Source organism: Streptomyces polyrhachis (assembly GCF_042663125.1).
Lineage (GTDB): Bacteria > Actinomycetota > Actinomycetes > Streptomycetales > Streptomycetaceae > Streptomyces > Streptomyces polyrhachii.
Genome location: NZ_JBHSZO010000006.1, coordinates 150,700 through 170,514, shown reverse-complemented (window position 1 = coordinate 170,514; position 19,815 = coordinate 150,700). Strand labels below are relative to the sequence as shown.

Here is a 19,815-nt window from a genome sequence, read left to right as displayed (position 1 = left end):
GGGCGGGCGCGACGGATCCGCCCCCGGATCGGCTCACTCCGCGAGGAAGGACTCCACCTGCCGCGCCACGAAGGGCCCGTCGTCCACCCAGGGCATGTGCACCGCCCCGGGCTGCAGGACGTGCCGGCCGCCCGGCAGGAGCGCGGCGGCGTCCTGGGCGTCCGAGGGACGCGGGTTCCAGTCGTACGCGCCGGAGAGCAGGAGGACCGGGACGGGCAGTGCGGCCGCGGCGGTGCGGATCGCCGGTACGTCGAAGGTGCCCGGCTCGTAGTAGACCTCCGCGGCGGCCTCGTTGACCTGCGCGGCGGCGCCGGCCTCGCTGCGGCGTGCGGCGTCCGTCCAGCGGCCGAAGAAGAACGGGCCGACGGCGTCCCACACCTCGTCGGTGTCGGCGCCGGCGGCGATCCGCTCCAGCGCGGCGCGCGCCGCCGGGTACCAGGGCTCCCCCGCGCGGTGCTCGGTGTGCTCGCGCCAGCGGTCGATCGAGGAGACCTGGCCGAGGGCGCGCAGGGCGGGGGCGAGGAGGGCCATCCGGCGGACGCGTGCGGGGTGCGCCAGTGCGTACAGCAGGGCCAGGTTGCTGCCGGCGGAGTGGGCGAGGAGGTCGACGCGCTCCAGGCCGAGGTGGACACGCAGCGCCTCGACGTCGCCGGTCTGCCGGTCGCAGCGGTAGGTGGCGGGATCCTCCGGGACGGCGGACTTCCCCGTGCCGCGCAGGTCGAGGAGGATCAGCCGGCGGTGGGCGTCGAGTCCGCCCAGGTCCTCCAGGTAGGCGCTGGCGCGCATGGGGCCGCCGGGGAGGCAGATCAGCGGCTCGCCCCGGCCTTTGACGTGGTACGCCAGCTCGGTGCCGTCGGGTGCGGTGAAGATGTGCATCCGCGGATCGTGCCAGGTCGGGGCACGGCGGGCCAACTGCTTTGCGCGGGAGCGGGAGGCGGGGCGGGGTCGTGGGTCGCCACGCCCCGATCAGATCGTTTCGACTCCTTGACAGCGCGCCCCGGCCGGAAGAAAGTTTCACCGGAACTCCGACCGGCGAAAGTAAATTTCACACGTGGGGTGGGATCGTGGACGAGGCGGCTACGGGTCGAGGGATCAGCCGTAGGCAGTTCGGGGCGGGGATGGGGGCTGGAGTCGTCGCGCTGGGTGGAGGGTTGATGGTGCTGGGAGGCAACACCCCTGCGGTGGCGGCAGGTTTGGACAGCGCCGCGGCCGGGGACCCCGCCGCCACCCCTGTGCTGCGGCGCGGCAGTGCCCAGGACGCGCGGCTGCTGGCCCCGTACCTCGACAAGCTGGTGGCGGACTCCCGCGCCTATCTGGACCCGAGCCCCAAGCACCCCTGGTACGCGGGGGCGGTGCTCCTCGCCGGGCGCGGGCGCACGGTGGCGCTGGAGCAGGCCATCGGCAAGGCGCTGCGCTACGAGCGCTACGACGAGGCCACCGACACGGGCGTGGAGTTCCCGGCGGAGCAGCAGATCGACATGTCGATGGACACGGTCTTCGATCTGGCCTCCGTCTCCAAGCTGTTCACGTCGCTGCTGGCCGTGCAGCAGATCGAGCGCGGCGCGCTGGAGCTGGAGGCGGCCGTCGCCTCGTACCTCCCGGAGTTCGGCGCGGCGGGCAAGCAGGACATCACGATCCTCCAACTCCTCACCCATACCTCCGGGTTCACCTCCTGGATCCCGCTCTTCCGCGAGCCGACCTGGGAGGCGAAGCTGCAGCGGCTGTGGAACGAGAAGCCGCTCAACCCGCCGGGCACCAGGTACCTCTACTCCGACCTCAACCTGATCACCCTGCAGCTGGTGCTGGAGAGGATCACCGGCCGCAGGCTGGACGAGCTGCTGGCGCGGGACATCACCGGGCCGCTCGGGATGCGCCACACCCGCTACAACCCGCCCGCCGAGTGGAAGCCGCGCATCGCCGCGACGGAGGACGCGCGGCTGCCCTGGTCGGGGCTGGAGCGCGGGCTGGTCTGGGGCGAGGTGCACGACGAGAACGCCTACTCCTTCGGCGGCGTCGCCGGCCACGCGGGGGTCTTCTCCACCGCCTGGGACCTGGCGGTCCTGTGCCGCACGCTGCTCAACGGCGGGGCGTACGGGCAGGTCCGCGTCCTGGCGGAGGAGTCGGTGCGGCTGATGTTCACCGACTTCAACGCCGCCTTCCCCGGCGACGAGCACGGGCTCGGCTTCGAGCTGTACCAGCACTGGTTCATGGGCGCCATGGCCACCCCGAAAGCCGCCGGCCACACGGGCTTCACCGGGACGAGCCTGGTCATCGACCCCAGCACGGACAGCTTCCTCATCGTGCTGGGCAACTCCGTCCACCCGGTGCGCAGTTGGCGCTCCGGAAGCGCCCCCCGGGTCGCTGCGGGCACGAACCTGGCACGCGCGGTGCCGGTGGCTCCGGTGGACGGCGGGGGCGCCTGGTTCAGCGGGACGGCCAGCCAGACCACGGCGACCCTCACCCTCCCCGAGCTGACCGTGCGGGGGCCGGGCGCGCGGCTGGGCTTCGCGCTGTGGTGGGACACCGAGCCGGTCTGGGACCCGGTCGTCCTGGAGGCGTCCGACGACGGCGGCGCCACCTGGACGCCGGTGCCGTTCTCCACCGCCGCGCCGGGCGCCGACGCGGTGGCGCACCCGGCCGGCAGCGCGGACGGCTACGCGGGCCGCGTCTGGCACCGGGCGAGCGCCCCCCTCGCCGCCTGGCGGGGCCGGCCGGTGCGGCTGCGCTGGCGCTACACCACGGATCTGCGCTACGTGGGGCGCGGGGTGTACGTGGACGAGGTGCGCGTCGAGGACGGCGACACCCTCGCCTTCTCCGACGCCCGCCAGGCGGACGCCGCCCGCGTCGAGGCCGTGGGCTGGACGGTCTCAAGCGACTGAAGTCGCTTACCGGGCAGAGGCGTTACCGGCCCAGCGCCGCCATCGCGGCGTTGTGGCCGGGGATGCCGCTGACGCCGCCGCCGCGGACCGCGCCCGCGCCGCAGAGCAGGATATTGGCGTGGGCGGTCTCCACCCCCCAGCGGCCGGTGGGCGCCTCCGCGTCCGCGTACGGGAAGGCGAGGTCGCGGTGGAAGATGTTGCCGCCGGGCAGCCGCAGCTCGTGCTCCAGGTCCAGCGGTGTCTTCGCCTCGATGCAGGGGCGCCCCTCGGCGTCCACCGCCAGGCAGTCGGCGAGGGGCTCGTCCAGGACCGCGTCGAGCTGGGCCAGGGTCGCCTTGAGCAGTTCCTCGCGTACCGCCGCGTTGTCGCGGGCGAAGAGGCGGGCGGGGGTGTGCAGGCCGAAGAGCGTGAGGGTCTGGTAGCCGGCGGCGGCCAGTTCGGGGCCGAGGATCGAGGGGTCGGTCAGCGAGTGGCAGTAGATCTCCGAGGGCGGGGCGGTGGGCAGCCGGCCGGCGGCGGCCTCCCGGTAGGCGGTCTCCAGCGCCCCGTACCCCTCGGCGATGTGGAAGGTGCCGGCGAACGCCTCGCGCGGGTCGACGCCCTGGTCGCGCAGCCGGGGCAGCCGGGTCAGCAGCATGTTGACCTTCAGCTGCGCGCCCTCGGCCGGCTCGGGCGCCGCCTCGCCCAGCAGCTCCGCCAGCGCCTGCGGTGAGGCGTTGACCAGCACCTGCCCGGCGCCGACGGTCGCCTCGCCGTCGGCCGTACGGTAGGTGACCTCCGCGCGGCGCCCGTCGGTGGCCAGGGCCGTCACCTCATGTCCGGTACGCAGCTCGGCGCCGGCCGCGCGCGCGGCGCGGGCCAGGGCGTCGGTGAGGGAGCCCATGCCGCCCACGGGGACGTCCCAGTCGCCGGTGCCGCCGCCGACGACGTGGTAGAGGAAGCAGCGGTTCTGGCGCAGGGAGGGGTCGTGGGCGCCGGCGAAGGTGCCGATCAGGGCGTCCGTCAGGACCACCCCCCGGACCAGGTCGTCGGCGAAGTCGGCCTCGATACGCTCGCCCAGGGGCCGTACGAAGAGGGACTCCCACGCCTCCGCGTCCCCGATGCGGCGCTCCAGCTCGGCGCGCTCGGGCAGCGGCTCGGTGAGGGTGGGGAAGACGCGCTCGGCGACGCGCCGGGTCATGGCGTAGAAGCGCTGCCAGGTGTCGAACTCGCGGTCGGTGCCGGTCAGTCGGGCGAAGGACTCGCGGGTCGCGGCGGCGCCGGAGACGAGCAGCCCGCTCTCGCGGCCGTCGCGCCGCACGGGGGTGTAGGAGGAGACGCGGCGCTTGCGGACGGCGAAGTCCAGCCCCAGCTCGTCGACGATCTTCCGCGGCAGCAGGCTCACCAGGTACGAGTAGCGCGACAGGCGCGCGTCCACGCCCGCGAAGGCCCGGGTGGAGACGGCCGCGCCGCCGGTGCGGCCGAGCCGCTCCAGCAGCAGCACGGTGCGTCCGGCGCGGGCGAGGTAGGCGGCGGCGACCAGGCCGTTGTGGCCTCCGCCGACGATCACGACGTCGTACGAGGTGGGCATGGCCCTTGGTAGCACGGGGAGATCACTTCTGGCTACGGGTCGGCGGGGTGGCGGCGGACGCCCACCCCGTAGGCGCCGCCCACCTCACCGTTCCGCCGCCGCCAGCCGTCCGCGCAGTTCCCTCGCCTCCGCCTCGCGCCCCAGCTGCTCCAGGCAGCGCGCCTCGTCGGCCAGCGCCGCGCGGGTCTCCGGGTGGCGCGGCCCGAGGGTGTGCTCGCGGGCGCGCGCGACCTCGCGGTAGCTGTCCAGGGCCTGCGGCCAGCGGCCCAGCCAGCCCAGCGCCACGGCCGTCTCGCGGCGGCTGGCGATCGTGTCGTCGTGGTCGGCGCCGAGGGCCGCCTCGCGGTCGGCGCCGACCTCGCGGGCGGCGGTCAGCGCCTCCTCCCAGCGGCCCAGGCGGCCCAGCGCCACGCCCAGGCCGTGGCGGGCGCGCAGGGTCTCGGGGTGGTGGGGGCCGCTGTGGCGGGCCCGGTCGGCGGCGAGGCGCTCGTAGTGCTCCAGTGCCTCCGCCAGGTGGCCGGTGCGGCCGAGGCAGATGCCGACCTCGTAGCGGGCGGCGAGGGTGGCGGTGTGTCCGGCGCCGAGTTCGCGCTCGCAGTCGCCGGCCAGTTCGCGAAAGCTGCCGAGGGCCTTTGCCCAGTCCCCCCGGCGGCCCGACTCCAGGGCTGCCTCGTGGCGTTCACGCAGCCCGTGGGTCCGGTCGTCGGGCGTGTCGCCGGCCCGCTCACCGCGCGCCGGGATGCCGCCGGGCGGGGTCCAGAGCGCGGTGAGGCCGGCGAGGGAGTCCGGCGGCGAGGCGCCCGTGCGCCGGGCGTGCGCGTGGGGGCCGCCGGTGAGGGCGGCGCCCCAGGCCGGCAGCGGTGGCTCGGCGGGAGCCTGCGGCACGGCGGGAGGACTCGCAGCACCCCCGAGCCTGCCCGCGATCTCGTGGGCGTCCGCCGGGCGGTCCTGCGGCTCCTTGGCGAGCAGGTCGAGGATCAGCCGGTCCAGCTCCGCGGGCACCTCCGGGCGCCGGGTGCGCGGGGGTACGGGCTCGGTGTCCCGGTGTCCGACGAGCACCGACCAGGAGTCGCCCAGGTCGAACGGCGGGGCGCCGGTGGCCAGTTCGTACAGCACGCAGCCCAGCGAGTACAGGTCGCTGCGGTGGTCCACACCGGAGCCGGCGATCTGCTCCGGCGACATGTAGTGCGGGGTGCCCATCGCCACCCCGCTGCCCGAGACGCGGGCGGTGAAGCCGATGTCGTGGGCGAGGCGGGCGATGCCGAAGTCGCAGATCTTCACCGAACCGTCCGCGAGGCGCACGATGTTGGCGGGCTTGAGATCGCGGTGCACGATGCCCTGGTCATGGGTGTAGGCGAGGGCGGCGGCCATCTGCACGGCGATGTCGGCGACCTCCCCGACGGGCAGCCCCTGCTTCCCGCCGACGTCGCTCAGCGCCTGGCTGAGGTTGGCGCCGTCGAGCAACTCCATGACGAGGTAGAGCAGTCCGCCGTTGCCGGGGTCCTCGCCGAAGTCGTGCACCACGGTGATGCCCCGGTGCTGCAGCCCGGCGGCGACCCGCGCCTCGCGCCGGAAGCGCTCGCGGACCACGGTGGTGAAGGCCGCCCCCTCGCGCTCCTCGCGGTGCGCGCCGGCGGGCTTGAGGACCTTCACCGCGATCCGGCGGCCCAGCGACTCGTCCAGGGACCGCCAGACCTCGCCCATGCCGCCGCGGCCGATCAGCTCGATCAGCCGGTAGCGGCCCTGGATGAGCCTGGTCTGCGCCATCGTCCCCCCTGCTACGAGGACAGGTCTCCCCCGCCTGCCCCATGCACAGCACCGCCCAGTATGGCGGGGTCCCGGCGCAGGCGGGAGGGCGAGGGGCGGGTGTGCGGGCCGAGGCGGTCCATGGCGCGCAGGATGTGCCGGGGCGGCAGCCGCCAGCGCACCTCCGGCGGGATGGCGCGCAGGATGCGGCCGACGGCGGTGAGCCGCCGGGTGACGGTGGCGGGGGGCGGGGCCGGGTGGCCGTACAACGCGTGGGCCCAGGGCGGGAGGGTGCCGTAGGCGACGGCGGAGAGCTTCGTCCACAGGGCCTCGCGCAGGGGTACGAGCAGGGGCGGGATCGGGGGGCGCCGGAGGAAGTCGTAGACGTCCGCCGACTCCTGCGTGGCGGCGAGGCCGGGACGTACCTTCTCGAAGTAGTCGGCCAACTCCCCTTCGGTGGCGGGCACTTCTCCGGGATCGAGGCCCACCAGCCGGGCGGCGGCGCGCTGTTCGTCCACATAGCGGTCGGCGTGGGCGTCGCTCACCGGCAGTCCGCAGCGGCGTGCCACGTGCAGGTAGGAGTCGATCTCCGCGCAGTGCACCCACAGGAGCAGCTCCGGCTCGTCCACCCGGTAGCGCTCCCCCGTCGCCGGGTCGAGCGCGTCGAGCCTGCGGTGGATGCCGCGCACCCTGGCCCCGGCTCGCTCGGCGGCCCGCGTGGTGCCGTACGTGAGCGTGCCGACGAAGCCCGCGGTGCGCATCAGCCGCCCCCAGGTGTCCTGGCGGAAGTCGGAGTTCTGCGTGACGCCGCGCACCGCGCGCGGATGCAGCGCCTGGAGGTACAGCGCGCGCACCCCGGCGATCCACATCACCGGGTCGCTGTGCAGCTGCCAGGTCACCGAGTGCGGGCCGAAGAGACCGGGGTCGCGGTCCATGGGGTGCCTCCAGGGTTGGTCTAGGGCATCCGATATCTTCCCGCGGCCCTCGCGGGCGAACCGCCCCGGCTCCGGGGGCTCGGGAGGGCGTTGTGCGCGTACCCGACGGTGACGTGGCAGCCCTCAGGCGGCAAGCGGCCGATCGCCCGGACTCACCGGCCAGGGCAGGGAGTTCACCCCCGTGAGGTACGCGTCGACCGCCGCCGCGCAGGCCCGTCCCTCGGCGATGGCCCAGACGATCAGCGACTGCCCGCGCCCCGCGTCCCCGGCGACGAACACCCCCTCGCGGCCGGCCGTGTAGTCCTCCCCGCGGGCGAAGGAGCCGTCCGCCGCCAGGGTGAGGCCCAGCCCGTCGAGCAGTCCGGCGGCCGGCTCGGGGCCGTCGAAGCCCAGGGCCAGGAGGACGAGGCCGGCGGGGATCTCCCGTTCGGTGCCGGGCAGCGGCGTACGGTCGGCGGGATCGACCCGGGCCAGGTACGCCGCGCGGACCCGGCCGGCCGCGTCCCCCTCGAAGCGCAGGGTGCCCACCCCGTAGACGCGGCCGTGCTCGCCGCGCCCGGTGGTGGCGCCGGCCTCCTCGTGGGCGGGCTCGACGCGCAGCACCTTGGGGTGGACGGGCCAGGGCTGGTGGGCGGGGCGGTCCTCGCCCGGCATGGGGTGGATGTCGAGCTGGGTGACCGATTCGGCGCCCTGGCGGATGACCGTACCCAGGCAGTCGGCGCCGGTGTCGCCGCCGCCGACGATGACGACGTGCTTGCCGGCGGCGCTGACCGGGGAGGTGGCGTAGTCGCCCTCCTGCACGCGGTTGGCCATCGGCAGGAACTCCATCGCCTGGTGGATACCGTCCAAGTGGCGCCCGGGGACGGCCAGTTCGCGCCAGGCGCCCGCTCCGACGGCGACGACCACCGCGTCGTAGCGGCGGCGCAGGCCGGCGGCGTCGAGGTCGCGGCCGATCTCGATGCCGGTGCGGAATCTGGTGCCCTCGTGGCGCATCTGCCCGATCCGGCGGTCGATGTGGTGCTTCTCCATCTTGAAGGAGGGGATGCCGTAGCGCAGCAGCCCGCCGAGGCGGTCCTCGCGCTCGTAGACCGCCACCGTGTGCCCGGCGCGGGTCAGCTGCTGGGCGGCGGCGAGCCCGGCGGGGCCCGAGCCGATCACCGCGACCGTACGGCCGGAGTGGCGGCCGGGCGGCCTCGGGGCGGTGTGTCCGCGCTCCCACGCCTCGTCGGCGATGGCCTGCTCGACGTTCTTGATGGCCACCGGCGCCCCGTCCAGCGCCAGCACGCAGGCGCTCTCGCAGGGGGCGGGGCACAGCCGCCCGGTGAACTCGGGGAAGTTGTTCGTCGCGTGCAGGCGCTCACTCGCCGCGCGCCAGTCGCCGCGGTAGGCGTAGTCGTTCCACTCGGGGATGAGGTTGCCCAGCGGGCACTCCTGGTGGCAGAAGGGGATCCCGCAGTCCATACAGCGCCCCGCCTGCACGCTGACCTGCGGCAGCTCACGCCCGGACGCTCCACCCGGCGGCGCGTAGACCTCCCGCCAGTCGAGCACGCGCTCGTCCACGGGACGGCGCGCCCAGACCCGGCGCGGGGTGGTGAGGAATCCCTTCGGGTCAGCCACGGGCTGCCCCCTACTGGTGCGGCACAGGTGCAGCTCAGTTCCACTTCCACTCTACGACGCCCGCCGACATGGGGCATCCGCTGAGGGCGCGGCTTCCGCAAGGCGGCGGGGCGGGTGCGTACGGGCCACGACGCCCCCTGCACGGGTGTGGCCTGCGCCACATCCGCGTGGTGATACTGGACCGGTCATGGCGCGCAGCGCCCCGTACCCCCGTACCCCCGTTCCCCCAGCAGCCGGAGGCAGCGATGAAGATGCTCATCAACGTGCCCGAGAGCGTCGTCGCCGACGCCCTGCGCGGGATGGCCGCCGCGCATCCCGAGCTGACGGTCGACGTCGAGAACCGGGTGGTCGTCCGCGGGGACGCGCCCGTGGCGGACAAGGTGGGGCTGGTCTCCGGGGGCGGGTCGGGGCACGAGCCGCTGCACGGCGGGTTCGTCGGGCCGGGGATGCTGGACGCGGCCTGTCCCGGTGAGGTCTTCACCTCGCCCGTCCCCGACCAGATGGCGCGGGCGGCGGCAGCGGTGGACAGCGGGCAGGGCGTGCTGTTCGTGGTGAAGAACTACACCGGTGACGTGCTCAACTTCGACATGGCCGCCGAGCTGGCCGAGGACGAGGGCGTCCAGGTCGCCAAGGTGCTGGTCGACGACGACGTGGCCGTCACCGACAGCCTCTACACCGCCGGCCGGCGCGGCACCGGGGCCACCCTCTTCGTGGAGAAGATCGCCGGCGCGGCCGCCCAGGAGGGCGCGCCGCTGGAGCGGGTGGAGGCGCTCGCCCGGCAGGTCAACGAGTCCTCCCGCAGTTTCGGCGTGGCCCTGGCCGCCTGCACGACCCCGGCGAAGGGCAGTGCGACCTTCGATCTCCCGCCGGGTGAGCTGGAGTTGGGCGTCGGCATCCACGGGGAGCCGGGCCGCGAGCGCCGTCCGATGATGACCTCGGCGGAGATCGCGGACTTCGCCGTGGACGCGGTGCTGGCCGACCTGGGCGGCGCGGGGCCGGTGCTGGCGCTGGTCAACGGCATGGGCGGGACGCCGCTGCTGGAGCTGTACGGCTTCGCCGCCGAGGTGCACCGGGTGCTGCGGGAGCGCGGGGTGCCGGTGGCGCGCACCCTGGTCGGCAACTACGTCACCTCGCTGGACATGGCCGGCTGCTCGGTGACGCTCTGCCGGGCGGACGAGGAACTGCTGCGGCTGTGGGACGCGCCGGTGCGGACGGCGGCGCTGCGGTGGGGCATGTGAGTGGGGCATGTGAGTACGGAGCAGGGGCCCGGCCCCGAGCGGGGAGGGGACGCCGTCGTGCGTGACGCGGAGTTCGTCCGGCGCTGGCTGCTCGCCATGGCCGCCTCGGTGGACCAGGAGGCGGACCGGCTCACCGAGTTGGACTCCGCGATCGGCGACGCCGACCACGGCGTCAATATGCGGCGGGGGTTCACCGCCGTCGCGCAGTCGCTGGCGGCGGAGCCGCCGCAGACTCCGGGCGCGGTGCTCACGACGGCGGGACGGCAGCTGATCTCGAAGGTCGGCGGCGCGTCGGGGCCGCTGTACGGCACGCTACTGCGGGCGACGGGCAAGGCGCTCGGCGAGGCGCCGCGGGTCAGCGACGCGGAGCTGCGCGAGGCGCTCGCCACCGGGGTGGCGGCCGTGGCGAAGCTCGGCGGCGCGGCGCCCGGGGACAAGACGATGATCGACACGCTGACCCCGGCGGTCGAGGCCCTCACGGACGGGTACGCGGCGGCCCGTACCGCCGCCGAGGAGGGCGCCCTCGCCACCGTCCCGCTGCGGGCCCGCAAGGGGCGCGCGAGCTACCTGGGCGAGCGCAGTGTCGGCCACCAGGACCCGGGCGCGACGTCGGCGGCGCTGCTGGTCGCGGCACTGGCGCGGACGGCCGCCGAGGCGGACGGGGGCGCCGGTGAGTGAGCGGGTGGGGGTGGTGGTCGTCTCGCACAGCGCCGCGGTCGCCGAGTCGGTGGCGGCGATGGCGGTGGCACTCGCGGGCGGCGGCTTCGAGCGAATCGCGTCGGCGGGCGGCACGGCCGACGGCTCCTTCGGCACGGACGCGGACCGCATCACGGCGGCGGCCCACGCGGTGGACGCCGGCGCGGGGGTGGCGATCCTCGCCGACCTGGGCAGCGCGGTCCTCACGGTGCAGGCGCTCCTCACCGAGGAGGACGAACTCCCGCCCGACACCCGCCTGTTGGACGCCCCGCTGGTGGAGGGCACGGTAGCGGCGGTGGTCACGGCGGCGGCGGGCGGCGATCTGGAGGCGGTGGAGTCGGCAGCACGGGAGGCGTACGACTACCGCAAGGGGTGAGGGCGGCAGGGGGTGGGGACGACCGGCCCGGTTATCACCGCCGACCAAGCCCGGCGGTGTCCTTTCCCCACCCTCCCTCACCCCCGCGAACGCGGGGAACACGTCGCTCTGCTGCTGACCTGGCTCCGTATCCCAGGATCATCCCCGCGAGCGCGGGGAGCACCCGTCCAGCGGTGCGATGAAAGCGCGCGAGGACGGACCATCCCCGCGAGCGCGGGGAGCACAGCGCGCGCGACGACGTGTCCGCCGCCGCTGAGGGACCATCCCCGCGAGCGCGGGGAGCACTTGAACAGGGAGCGGGCGCTGGCGTTGAGCTGGGGACCATCCCCGCGAGCGCGGGGAGCACTTCTTGGCGCTGCCGTTGATCGCGCTGCACTGGGGACCATCCCCGCGAGCGCGGGGAGCACTACGCGCGTGGTGGAGCTTCCCGCGTGCGCGCGGGACCATCCCCGCGAGCGCGAGGAGCACGAACAGGCGATCCGCACGCGCGTACGCCGTGAGGGACCATCCCCGCGAGCGCGGGGAGCACGACTATGTGGATCGCGACGGCGACCTCTGGACAGGACCATCCCCGCGAGCGCGGGGAGCACTCACCGACAGCGTGTGGATTCTCGACGACCCCGGGACCATCCCCGCGAGCGCGGGGAGCACTGCGGCGCGTCCGCGTGCGCGCACGACGGTGCGGGACCATCCCCGCGAGCGCGGGGAGCACGCCTGCCGGAGGACGTACCCGTGAGCGAGGCGGGGACCATCCCCGCGAGCGCGGGGAGCACCATTGGGCTATCGCTGCGCGACCTCACGCCACGGGACCATCCCCGCGAGCGCAGGGAGCACCGGTGGTGCGCAGGATCTGCCCACCCGGCGCCGGGACCATCCCCGCGAGCGCGGGGAGCACCGCTGCACGGACACGGTCGTGGTGGAGTGGTCGGGACCATCCCCGCGAGCGCGGGGAGCACCTCCCTCTTCGCCTCCCTGGTCTTCGTGGCGGGGGACCATCCCCGCGAGCGCGGGGAGCACCTCACGGTGGACGAACACCCCGTTCTCGTCCAGGGACCATCCCCGCGAGCGCGGGGAGCACCCACACCACAAGCTGAGGACCGCGCGGTCCCAGGGACCATCCCCGCGAGCGCGGGGAGCACTGGCGGCGGCACGTTCCTTGATTTCGCTGGTCGGGACCATCCCCGCGAGCGCGGGGAGCACAACGGGTGGACGAACTTGAAGCCCAGTTGCAGGGGACCATCCCCGCGAGCGCGGGGAGCACACCGTGGTGCAGCCCGACGCCGCAGTACCTGAGGGACCATCCCCGCGAGCGCGGGGAGCACGAGGAGTTCCCCGAGCGTGTGAGTGCCGAGGAGGGACCATCCCCGCGAGCGCGGGGAGCACGCATTCGCCGCCGGTGATTCATTCTGGATTCGGGGACCATCCCCGCGAGCGCGGGGAGCACGCCCTCACCGCTGAACTCGCCGATGAGGAGACGGGACCATCCCCGCGAGCGCGGGGAGCACAACCGCGGACCGCAGACAGCCCTTCCTCGCACGGGACCATCCCCGCGAGCGCGGGGAGCACACCCTGCGCGCTGCCAAGATCCGGCCCGCGCAGGGACCATCCCCGCGAGCGCGGGGAGCACGCGGTCAGCGCGGACAGGGCCGCCTCGATCGCGGGACCATCCCCGCGAGCGCGGGGAGCACCGGGCGGTCCTGGCGGACGTCGAGCCGTTCCAGGGACCATCCCCGCGAGCGCGGGGAGCACTGCCAGCGTTCCCCCGACGCGCCGAAGGAGTTGGGACCATCCCCGCGAGCGCGGGGAGCACTGCCAGCGGCAGCTTGGGTTTTCGCCACGGCTGGGACCATCCCCGCGAGCGCGGGGAGCACCGGTGCGTTGGGTAGGGCCCGGCGCGCAGCAAGGGACCATCCCCGCGAGCGCGGGGAGCACCACGCTATCGGCGGACGTGCGGTGATCGGGTGGGGACCATCCCCGCGAGCGCGGGGAGCACCCGATCTGCAAGTGCTGGGCCCAATTGATGTCGGGACCATCCCCGCGAGCGCGGGGAGCACACCTGTTCGACACCACGGGCGAAAGTCAGACCGGGACCATCCCCGCGAGCGCGGGGAGCACGCGGGCCGCGTCGTCGGCGAGGTCCCAGTAGCGGGACCATCCCCGCGAGCGCGGGGAGCACGACGGGCGTGGCAGGGTCGCGATGCAGGCGTGGGGACCATCCCCGCGAGCGCGGGGAGCACACGACCACGCCTCGCCCGCCCCGGGACTCCACGGGACCATCCCCGCGAGCGCGGGGAGCACGGACGCTGCCACCCCCGCGCGGAGGTTCGGGTGGGACCATCCCCGCGAGCGCGGGGAGCACTGACGGGCAGTCCAGGTCGGGCGCGGCGATGAGGGACCATCCCCGCGAGCGCGGGGAGCACTCTCGCGTCCACTTGCTGAACACGGGGCGATGAGGACCATCCCCGCGAGCGCGGGGAGCACCGTCGCTGGGTCTGGGTGAAGCCGTCCAGCGAGGGACCATCCCCGCGAGCGCGGGGAGCACCCGCACCACAGCGACAGGACGGCGCGGTCCCAGGGACCATCCCCGCGAGCGCGGGGAGCACTCATCGGCCTCAGAGAAACCGCAGGTCAGAGAGGGACCATCCCCGCGAGCGCGGGGAGCACCGCACCCCGAAGTTCGACGGCGACCTGGGCCGGGGACCATCCCCGCGAGCGCGGGGAGCACCGACATCTGGCGATTCACCGAGTTCGGCGAAATGCAGGTGGGACCATCCCCGCGAGCGCGGGGAGCACTTGAGCGACGACCTGATGGGGCAGGTCGCGGCGGGACCATCCCCGCGAGCGCGGGGAGCACAGCACCACTCCGCCCGCCACGATGTCGCCCGGGGGACCATCCCCGCGAGCGCGGGGAGCACGGCCAAGGGCAACCGCATCGCGGTCTTGACCCGGGACCATCCCCGCGAGCGCGGGGAGCACCTCGAAGACCTCCAGCACCGCTACCTAGGGCTGGGACCATCCCCGCGAGCGCGGGGAGCACCGGCCGGCCACGATGCCCGTGGCGGTGGACGTGGGACCATCCCCGCGAGCGCGGGGAGCACGAATCCAAGGCCATGCCACTGTTACGGGTGGGGGGGACCATCCCCGCGAGCGCGGGGAGCACAACCCCAACAGGCCCGAACTGAAAGCCCGCGAGGGACCATCCCCGCGAGCGCGGGGAGCACTCGGGGGCGGCGTCGGCCCCGACCGGGCGCTCGGGACCATCCCCGCGAGCGCGGGGAGCACGCCGCCGTTCACGCTGACGCCGCCGCGCCGGAGGGACCATCCCCGCGAGCGCGGGGAGCACGTGCTGACCGAACTGTTTCCCCTGCGGCAAGAGGAACCATCCCCGCGAGCGCGGGGAGCACTTCTGGGTAGCACCCAGCATGGTCTTGCTGCTGGGACCATCCCCGCGAGCGCGGGGAGCACGAGGGGCCATTGATCCCCAGTGCCAGGGTCTCAGGACCATCCCCGCGAGCGCGGGGAGCACTCCAGCGCGGTCTGGATCGTGGCCGCCGACGCGGGACCATCCCCGCGAGCGCGGGGAGCACGGGCGCCTGTCGCAGCTGATGCCGGGCCGGGAGGGACCATCCCCGCGAGCGCGGGGAGCACGACCGAGCCCCACCCATCCCCAGGAGCAGCACGGGACCATCCCCGCGAGCGCGGGGAGCACGCCGAAGCGCGGGCCAAGCTGCTGAAGAGGGAGGGACCATCCCCGCGAGCGCGGGGAGCACAGCGATCCGTACGCCGCGTTGACCGCAGCTGCGGGACCATCCCCGCGAGCGCGGGGAGCACGTCAGCGATCCGTATAGCGGAATCGCAGGTGGGGGACCATCCCCGCGAGCGCGGGGAGCACCGTACGGCGATCCGGCGCAGGTACACCACCCCGGGACCATCCCCGCGAGCGCGGGGAGCACCAATGCTTGATCAACAGCCCGACGATGGTGAAGGGACCATCCCCGCGAGCGCGGGGAGCACCACGCGATGTACTGCGGCATGTCCACTCCCTCGGGACCATCCCCGCGAGCGCGGGGAGCACCTTGAGCGCGCGACCGATACCGCCTTGATGACGGGACCATCCCCGCGAGCGCGGGGAGCACAATGCATCTAGGTCCGCCGCACACTCTGGGACGGGACCATCCCCGCGAGCGCGGGGAGCACAACTACGAAACGTCAGGGATCGTGCGCGGACCGGGACCATCCCCGCGAGCGCGGGGAGCACAATGAAGCAACCAATGTGTCGACTCCGGCCACGGGACCATCCCCGCGAGCGCGGGGAGCACCGCCTGGCGCCGCTGACGGACATGGAGCTGGAGGGACCATCCCCGCGAGCGCGGGGAGCACCGGATGCGATCGCTGCCGCTGGCAACGGTGTGGGGACCATCCCCGCGAGCGCGGGGAGCACAAGGGCCTAAACGATGCGCGAAGCGCACTCTGGGGACCATCCCCGCGAGCGCGGGGAGCACGGCCTGAGTGCGCAGAAGTTCTCCGATGACTGGGGACCATCCCCGCGAGCGCGGGGAGCACCGCTCCCACTCCCGCTCGGTCAGCGCACCGCTGGGACCATCCCCGCGAGCGCGGGGAGCACGGATCCCGCGTTGGCTCGATGATCAATATCCAGGGACCATCCCCGCGAGCGCGGGGAGCACAACCCGTCGCTCGGGCGCCTGATCAGCGAAGAGGGACCATCCCCGCGAGCGCGGGGAGCACTCTACCGTAGCGGGCCGGGGGCAGCGGTGGGGGGGACCATCCCCGCGAGCGCGGGGAGCACCGCTACAACCGCACCGAGTTGGCCGATGAGGTGGGACCATCCCCGCGAGCGCGGGGAGCACACCGGGTTCGCCGCGGCGATCCTGGAGTGCTGGGGACCATCCCCGCGAGCGCGGGGAGCACGTGTAGCCATGGCTACGACCTCCCTTGCCGTCGGGACCATCCCCGCGAGCGCGGGGAGCACACCGGGAAGGTCGCCGGTGAGGCCGCGCGGGTGGGACCATCCCCGCGAGCGCGGGGAGCACGCCCTGAAGGCATTCGCGGGCCGCGGCGGCGCGGGACCATCCCCGCGAGCGCGGGGAGCACGCGATGGCGCTGCACGCGGCGGCGGGCACGCAGGGACCATCCCCGCGAGCGCGGGGAGCACTCCGGCGGCTGGATCCCGCCCGGCGGTGTCGGCGGACCATCCCCGCGAGCGCGGGGAGCACTGAGCGGACGGCCAGTTCAGGGCGCCCGTCCAGGGACCATCCCCGCGAGCGCGGGGAGCACCCAGCGCCGCCGTCCCGGCCTGCGTCAGCTCGCCGTTGGTGGGACCATCCCCGCGAGCGCGGGGAGCACCTGGCGGCGCTGTCCCCGTCGGCGCGTGCCACGGGACCATCCCCGCGAGCGCGGGGAGCACAGCTGCGTCTGCCCCTCCCAGCCCTCCCGGTAGGGACCATCCCCGCGAGCGCGGGGAGCACTCGTTGATCAGCGTGCGGATGATGACCTCGGCGGGACCATCCCCGCGAGCGCGGGGAGCACTCCACCGCGCTGATCACCGGCGTCGAGCCGGTGGGACCATCCCCGCGAGCGCGGGGAGCACTGAGAGCCCGAGGGCTCGGTGGTGCGTGGGTCGGGACCATCCCCGCGAGCGCGGGGAGCACGGGCGCACGGTGGGCTCGGGGGTGGTGGCGGGGGGACCATCCCCGCGAGCGCGGGGAGCACGCGATGCTCCCCGCGGGGGGCCGCTCACTAGCGGGACCATCCCCGCGAGCGCGGGGAGCACTCCCTCGCGTCCGGCGCCGCTCTGCTGGACATGGGACCATCCCCGCGAGCGCGGGGAGCACTGTTTGACCATGGCGGTCAGCGGGCGGTACACGGGACCATCCCCGCGAGCGCGGGGAGCACCCCTTGTCCTTCGCCACGCCGTTCATCTGGTCGGGACCATCCCCGCGAGCGCGGGGAGCACTCGGATGATGCGGATGCGCCGCCGGTGATGACGGGACCATCCCCGCGAGCGCGGGGAGCACACCGTCCCCACCACGATCGACGAGCGCACCGTGGGACCATCCCCGCGAGCGCGGGGAGCACCTGTACACGAAGGTCGACGACCGGCAGGAGTCGGGACCATCCCCGCGAGCGCGGGGAGCACGGCGGAGCGAACGCGACGCATGCCGGGGGCGTAGGACCATCCCCGCGAGCGCGGGGAGCACGCGAGTTCGCGTCCTCGGTGTCTTCGGGTGCGGGGACCATCCCCGCGAGCGCGGGGAGCACTGGTTCGAGAACGGCGGCGTTCCGCCGGGCACGGGACCATCCCCGCGAGCGCGGGGAGCACTTCCCTCAGATCTGCGAGATCGGCCGGGGCTTGGGACCATCCCCGCGAGCGCGGGGAGCACGTGCGGCGCTTCTTCACGGTCTCTTCCTGGCCGGGACCATCCCCGCGAGCGCGGGGAGCACCGCCCACATGCCCCATGTCTCCTGGTAGACGCGGGACCATCCCCGCGAGCGCGGGGAGCACAACGTCTGGAGCCGCTGCGCGATCGCGCCCGCGGGACCATCCCCGCGAGCGCGGGGAGCACGTCGGGCGGGCCGACGACAAGGCGGGCCAGCAGGGACCATCCCCGCGAGCGCGGGGAGCACGGCCGCGCCACGGTCCACGACGTTGGTCGATACGGACCATCCCCGCGAGCGCGGGGAGCACTGGCCGGGGATGAGTCCGGCGGCGGTGGTGGGGGGACCATCCCCGCGAGCGCGGGGAGCACCTCTCGCAGGGCTGGGAGGCCGCCGTCGCCCCGGGACCATCCCCGCGAGCGCGGGGAGCACGATCGGCATCACCACTCGCCCCTCTTGCGGGAGGGACCATCCCCGCGAGCGCGGGGAGCACCCCTGCCCGTAGGGCGTCCCGTCCGGCCGGAAGGGACCATCCCCGCGAGCGCGGGGAGCACGAGTCGACGTACAAGAAGGACGCCCAGACCCTGGGACCATCCCCGCGAGCGCGGGGAGCACACGGGCGGCCAACTCGCTGACATCCACTCCAGGGGACCATCCCCGCGAGCGCGGGGAGCACGGCCGGAACAGCATCCGATAGCTACCGACCGCGGGACCATCCCCGCGAGCGCGGGGAGCACCGCGGCACCGTGCTCAGGTCGGTGAGCGACCCGGGACCATCCCCGCGAGCGCGGGGAGCACCAGCTCCTGGTCCGCCGGCACCGCCCCCGCTCCGAGGACTCGCCGGGACCATCCCCGCGAGCGCGGGGAGCACTCGCCGCGGCCTCGCAGGAGATCCGAGAGCCGGGGACCATCCCCGCGAGCGCGGGGAGCACACTTTATGACCTGCTGTTTTGTCACGGCGGCAGGTCATTCTGAGGTAGTTTCGCAGAAATCGACAATAGGGATGAGAATCTCATATCGGATGATCACCTTTTGCCGAACCGTCGTCGCTTGGACGCGTTGCTCCAGCCTTTCCTGGCAGCCGTGTCAGCGTTCCGATCCCCTTGGGCGCTCGGGCGGTGGATCAGGGTCAAGCCGTCGCGGTCGACCGGATGCCAACTGTGGTCGTGAGTTCGAAAGGCGAAGCCCTGTTCGTTGTTCGTGGTGTGGGCGAGGAGGGCGCGACCTTGGCCGGCGTACTGCTGGACCTCGTTCCAGAGCAGGTCGCGGATCCGCGCGGAGGGGTTGCCGATGAAGACTCCGGCCGAGATTTCGAGGAGCCAGCGGGTAAGGAAGCCCCGTAGACCGACCGGGCAGTTGGTGAGCACGATGACGGTCACCAGGTCGTCTCCGTATCGCTATGGGCATAGTGGTCGTCAGCCCCGTCACCGTAGTTGCGACCTGCGGCGACGGTATGGCCGCCGTCGCTTTGGAGTGCGACGACGTCGGGGTCGTCGTACGTAGCGGCAGCCCGGGGTGCTTCGGGCAGCAGGAGATGTTTGATGTCGTTGACACAGCGGTCCAGCAGTGACGTCTCGTTGATGCGGTCCCGCAGTGCCCGGCGGGTACGCGGGCCGACGTCCTCCTCGTCCGTTGCGGCGACGTCGAAGGCCAGCGGAATGCCGATCTCGGTCTTGTAGAGGTCGGCGATGTCCAGGACGAAGGACAGTTCGTGGCCGGAGTGGATGAAGCCGAGAGCCGGGCTGCAGCCGAGCGATGTGACGACCGCGTGGGCGATGCCGTACATGCACTGCGCGGCGGCGGTGATGGCCTGGTTCACCGGGTCTCCGCTGGTGAAGTCGCCGGGAGTGTAGCGGCGTCCGCGCCAGGGAATGCCGGTGCGGGTCGACTGGGCCCGGTAGCAGTCCTTGACGCGGCGGCCTTCGCGGCCGAGGAGTTCTTGGCGGGTGAGGCCGGCCGGATCCTCGTCGGGGAACCGCAGGCGGTACATGGCTCGGGCGACGGCCAGACGGCTGCGGTTGTTCGCCCACCGCACGGCCTGTGCCTCGACGAGCGCGGAGGAGCGGGTCAGGGCTCGGCCGCTGGCGTAATAGCGCACGCCCCGCTCCCCCACCCAGCACACGGCGGCGCCGGTCTCGCCGAGGACGCTCATCGCCTGGTGGGTGATGCGGGTGCCGGGGCCGAGGAGCAGGGTGCCGATGGTCGCCGACGGGATGTGGGTGGTGCCGTCGGCGTCCTCGGCCGTGATGGCGTGGGCGTCGCGATGCACCGTGCAGCGCTCAAGGTAGACGAACGACAACCGTTCGCTGGTCCTGGTGAGTTGGCGCGGAGTGAGCGCGGTGCGCCGGGAGATGCTGGTCAC

11 protein-coding genes and 1 CRISPR repeat array are annotated in these 19,815 nt (G+C 74.0%); of the genes, 4 read left to right on the top strand and 7 right to left on the bottom strand.

What is annotated here, in order from left to right:
* Positions 1-33 precede the first annotated feature (33 nt).
* Positions 34-876 (bottom strand): alpha/beta fold hydrolase, encoded by an 843-nt coding sequence (locus tag ACFQLX_RS06045; RefSeq protein ID WP_386412810.1) that lies wholly within the window; start codon positions 874-876, stop codon positions 34-36.
* 242 nt (positions 877-1,118) lie between these two features.
* Between ACFQLX_RS06045 and ACFQLX_RS06040 the strand changes: the two genes are divergently transcribed.
* Complete coding sequence (locus ACFQLX_RS06040) at positions 1,119-2,879, top strand: serine hydrolase (protein WP_386412807.1); 1,761 nt, start codon at positions 1,119-1,121, stop codon at positions 2,877-2,879.
* 22 nt (positions 2,880-2,901) lie between these two features.
* Here the strand turns inward: ACFQLX_RS06040 and ACFQLX_RS06035 are convergent, their stop codons facing one another.
* The 4 genes from ACFQLX_RS06035 to ACFQLX_RS06020 all read right to left on the bottom strand — a co-directional run bounded on the left by ACFQLX_RS06035 (position 2,902) and on the right by ACFQLX_RS06020 (position 8,747).
* A complete protein-coding gene (locus tag ACFQLX_RS06035; RefSeq protein WP_386412804.1) occupies positions 2,902-4,449 on the bottom strand; it encodes a phytoene desaturase family protein in 1,548 nt (515 codons plus the stop codon).
* An 84-nt stretch (positions 4,450-4,533) separates the two neighbouring features.
* The gene (locus ACFQLX_RS06030) at positions 4,534-6,216 is read right to left on the bottom strand and encodes a serine/threonine-protein kinase (protein WP_386412801.1); all 1,683 of its coding nucleotides are present in this window, start codon (positions 6,214-6,216) and stop codon (positions 4,534-4,536) included.
* An 11-nt stretch (positions 6,217-6,227) separates the two neighbouring features.
* Positions 6,228-7,130, bottom strand: a complete 903-nt coding sequence (locus tag ACFQLX_RS06025) for an oxygenase MpaB family protein (RefSeq protein WP_386412798.1) — start codon at positions 7,128-7,130, stop codon at positions 6,228-6,230.
* A gap of 123 nt (positions 7,131-7,253) precedes the next feature.
* Positions 7,254-8,747 (bottom strand): glutamate synthase subunit beta, encoded by a 1,494-nt coding sequence (locus ACFQLX_RS06020; protein WP_386412795.1) that lies wholly within the window; start codon positions 8,745-8,747, stop codon positions 7,254-7,256.
* A gap of 245 nt (positions 8,748-8,992) precedes the next feature.
* Here ACFQLX_RS06020 and dhaK point away from each other — a divergent pair, with 245 nt between their 5' ends.
* From dhaK to ACFQLX_RS06005, 3 genes are read left to right on the top strand one after another with little or no spacing between them, the layout of a single operon-like run.
* On the top strand, positions 8,993-9,985 hold the full coding sequence (dhaK, locus tag ACFQLX_RS06015; protein ID WP_386412793.1) for a dihydroxyacetone kinase subunit DhaK: 993 nt from the start codon (positions 8,993-8,995) through the stop codon (positions 9,983-9,985).
* A 57-nt stretch (positions 9,986-10,042) separates the two neighbouring features.
* Positions 10,043-10,663, top strand: a complete 621-nt coding sequence (dhaL, locus tag ACFQLX_RS06010; RefSeq protein WP_386412790.1) for a dihydroxyacetone kinase subunit DhaL — start codon at positions 10,043-10,045, stop codon at positions 10,661-10,663.
* Positions 10,656-11,057, top strand: a complete 402-nt coding sequence (locus ACFQLX_RS06005; RefSeq protein WP_386412787.1) for a PTS-dependent dihydroxyacetone kinase phosphotransferase subunit DhaM — start codon at positions 10,656-10,658, stop codon at positions 11,055-11,057. Before dhaL ends, ACFQLX_RS06005 begins: the two co-directional genes overlap by 8 nt.
* A 134-nt stretch (positions 11,058-11,191) precedes the next feature.
* A CRISPR array of direct repeats spans positions 11,192-18,385; the repeat unit is 29 nt; unit sequence GGGACCATCCCCGCGAGCGCGGGGAGCAC.
* Between the two features lie 93 nt (positions 18,386-18,478).
* Here the strand turns inward: ACFQLX_RS06005 and cas2e are convergent.
* Entirely contained in the window at positions 18,479-18,832 is a 354-nt protein-coding gene (gene cas2e / locus ACFQLX_RS06000) for a type I-E CRISPR-associated endoribonuclease Cas2e (protein ID WP_386412784.1), read from the bottom strand.
* Entirely contained in the window at positions 18,829-19,815 is a 987-nt protein-coding gene (gene cas1e, locus ACFQLX_RS05995) for a type I-E CRISPR-associated endonuclease Cas1e (RefSeq protein ID WP_386412781.1), read from the bottom strand. The genes cas2e and cas1e overlap by 4 nt, the downstream gene beginning before the upstream one ends.

Coding starts and splice junctions, on each gene's coding strand:
- ACFQLX_RS06045 (WP_386412810.1), bottom strand. CDS start 876: ATGCACATCTTCACCGCACCCGACGGCACCGAGCTGGCGTACCACGTC.
- ACFQLX_RS06040 (WP_386412807.1), top strand. CDS start 1,119: ATGGGGGCTGGAGTCGTCGCGCTGGGTGGAGGGTTGATGGTGCTGGGA.
- ACFQLX_RS06035 (WP_386412804.1), bottom strand. CDS start 4,449: ATGCCCACCTCGTACGACGTCGTGATCGTCGGCGGAGGCCACAACGGC.
- ACFQLX_RS06030 (WP_386412801.1), bottom strand. CDS start 6,216: ATGGCGCAGACCAGGCTCATCCAGGGCCGCTACCGGCTGATCGAGCTG.
- ACFQLX_RS06025 (WP_386412798.1), bottom strand. CDS start 7,130: ATGGACCGCGACCCCGGTCTCTTCGGCCCGCACTCGGTGACCTGGCAG.
- dhaK (WP_386412793.1), top strand. CDS start 8,993: ATGAAGATGCTCATCAACGTGCCCGAGAGCGTCGTCGCCGACGCCCTG.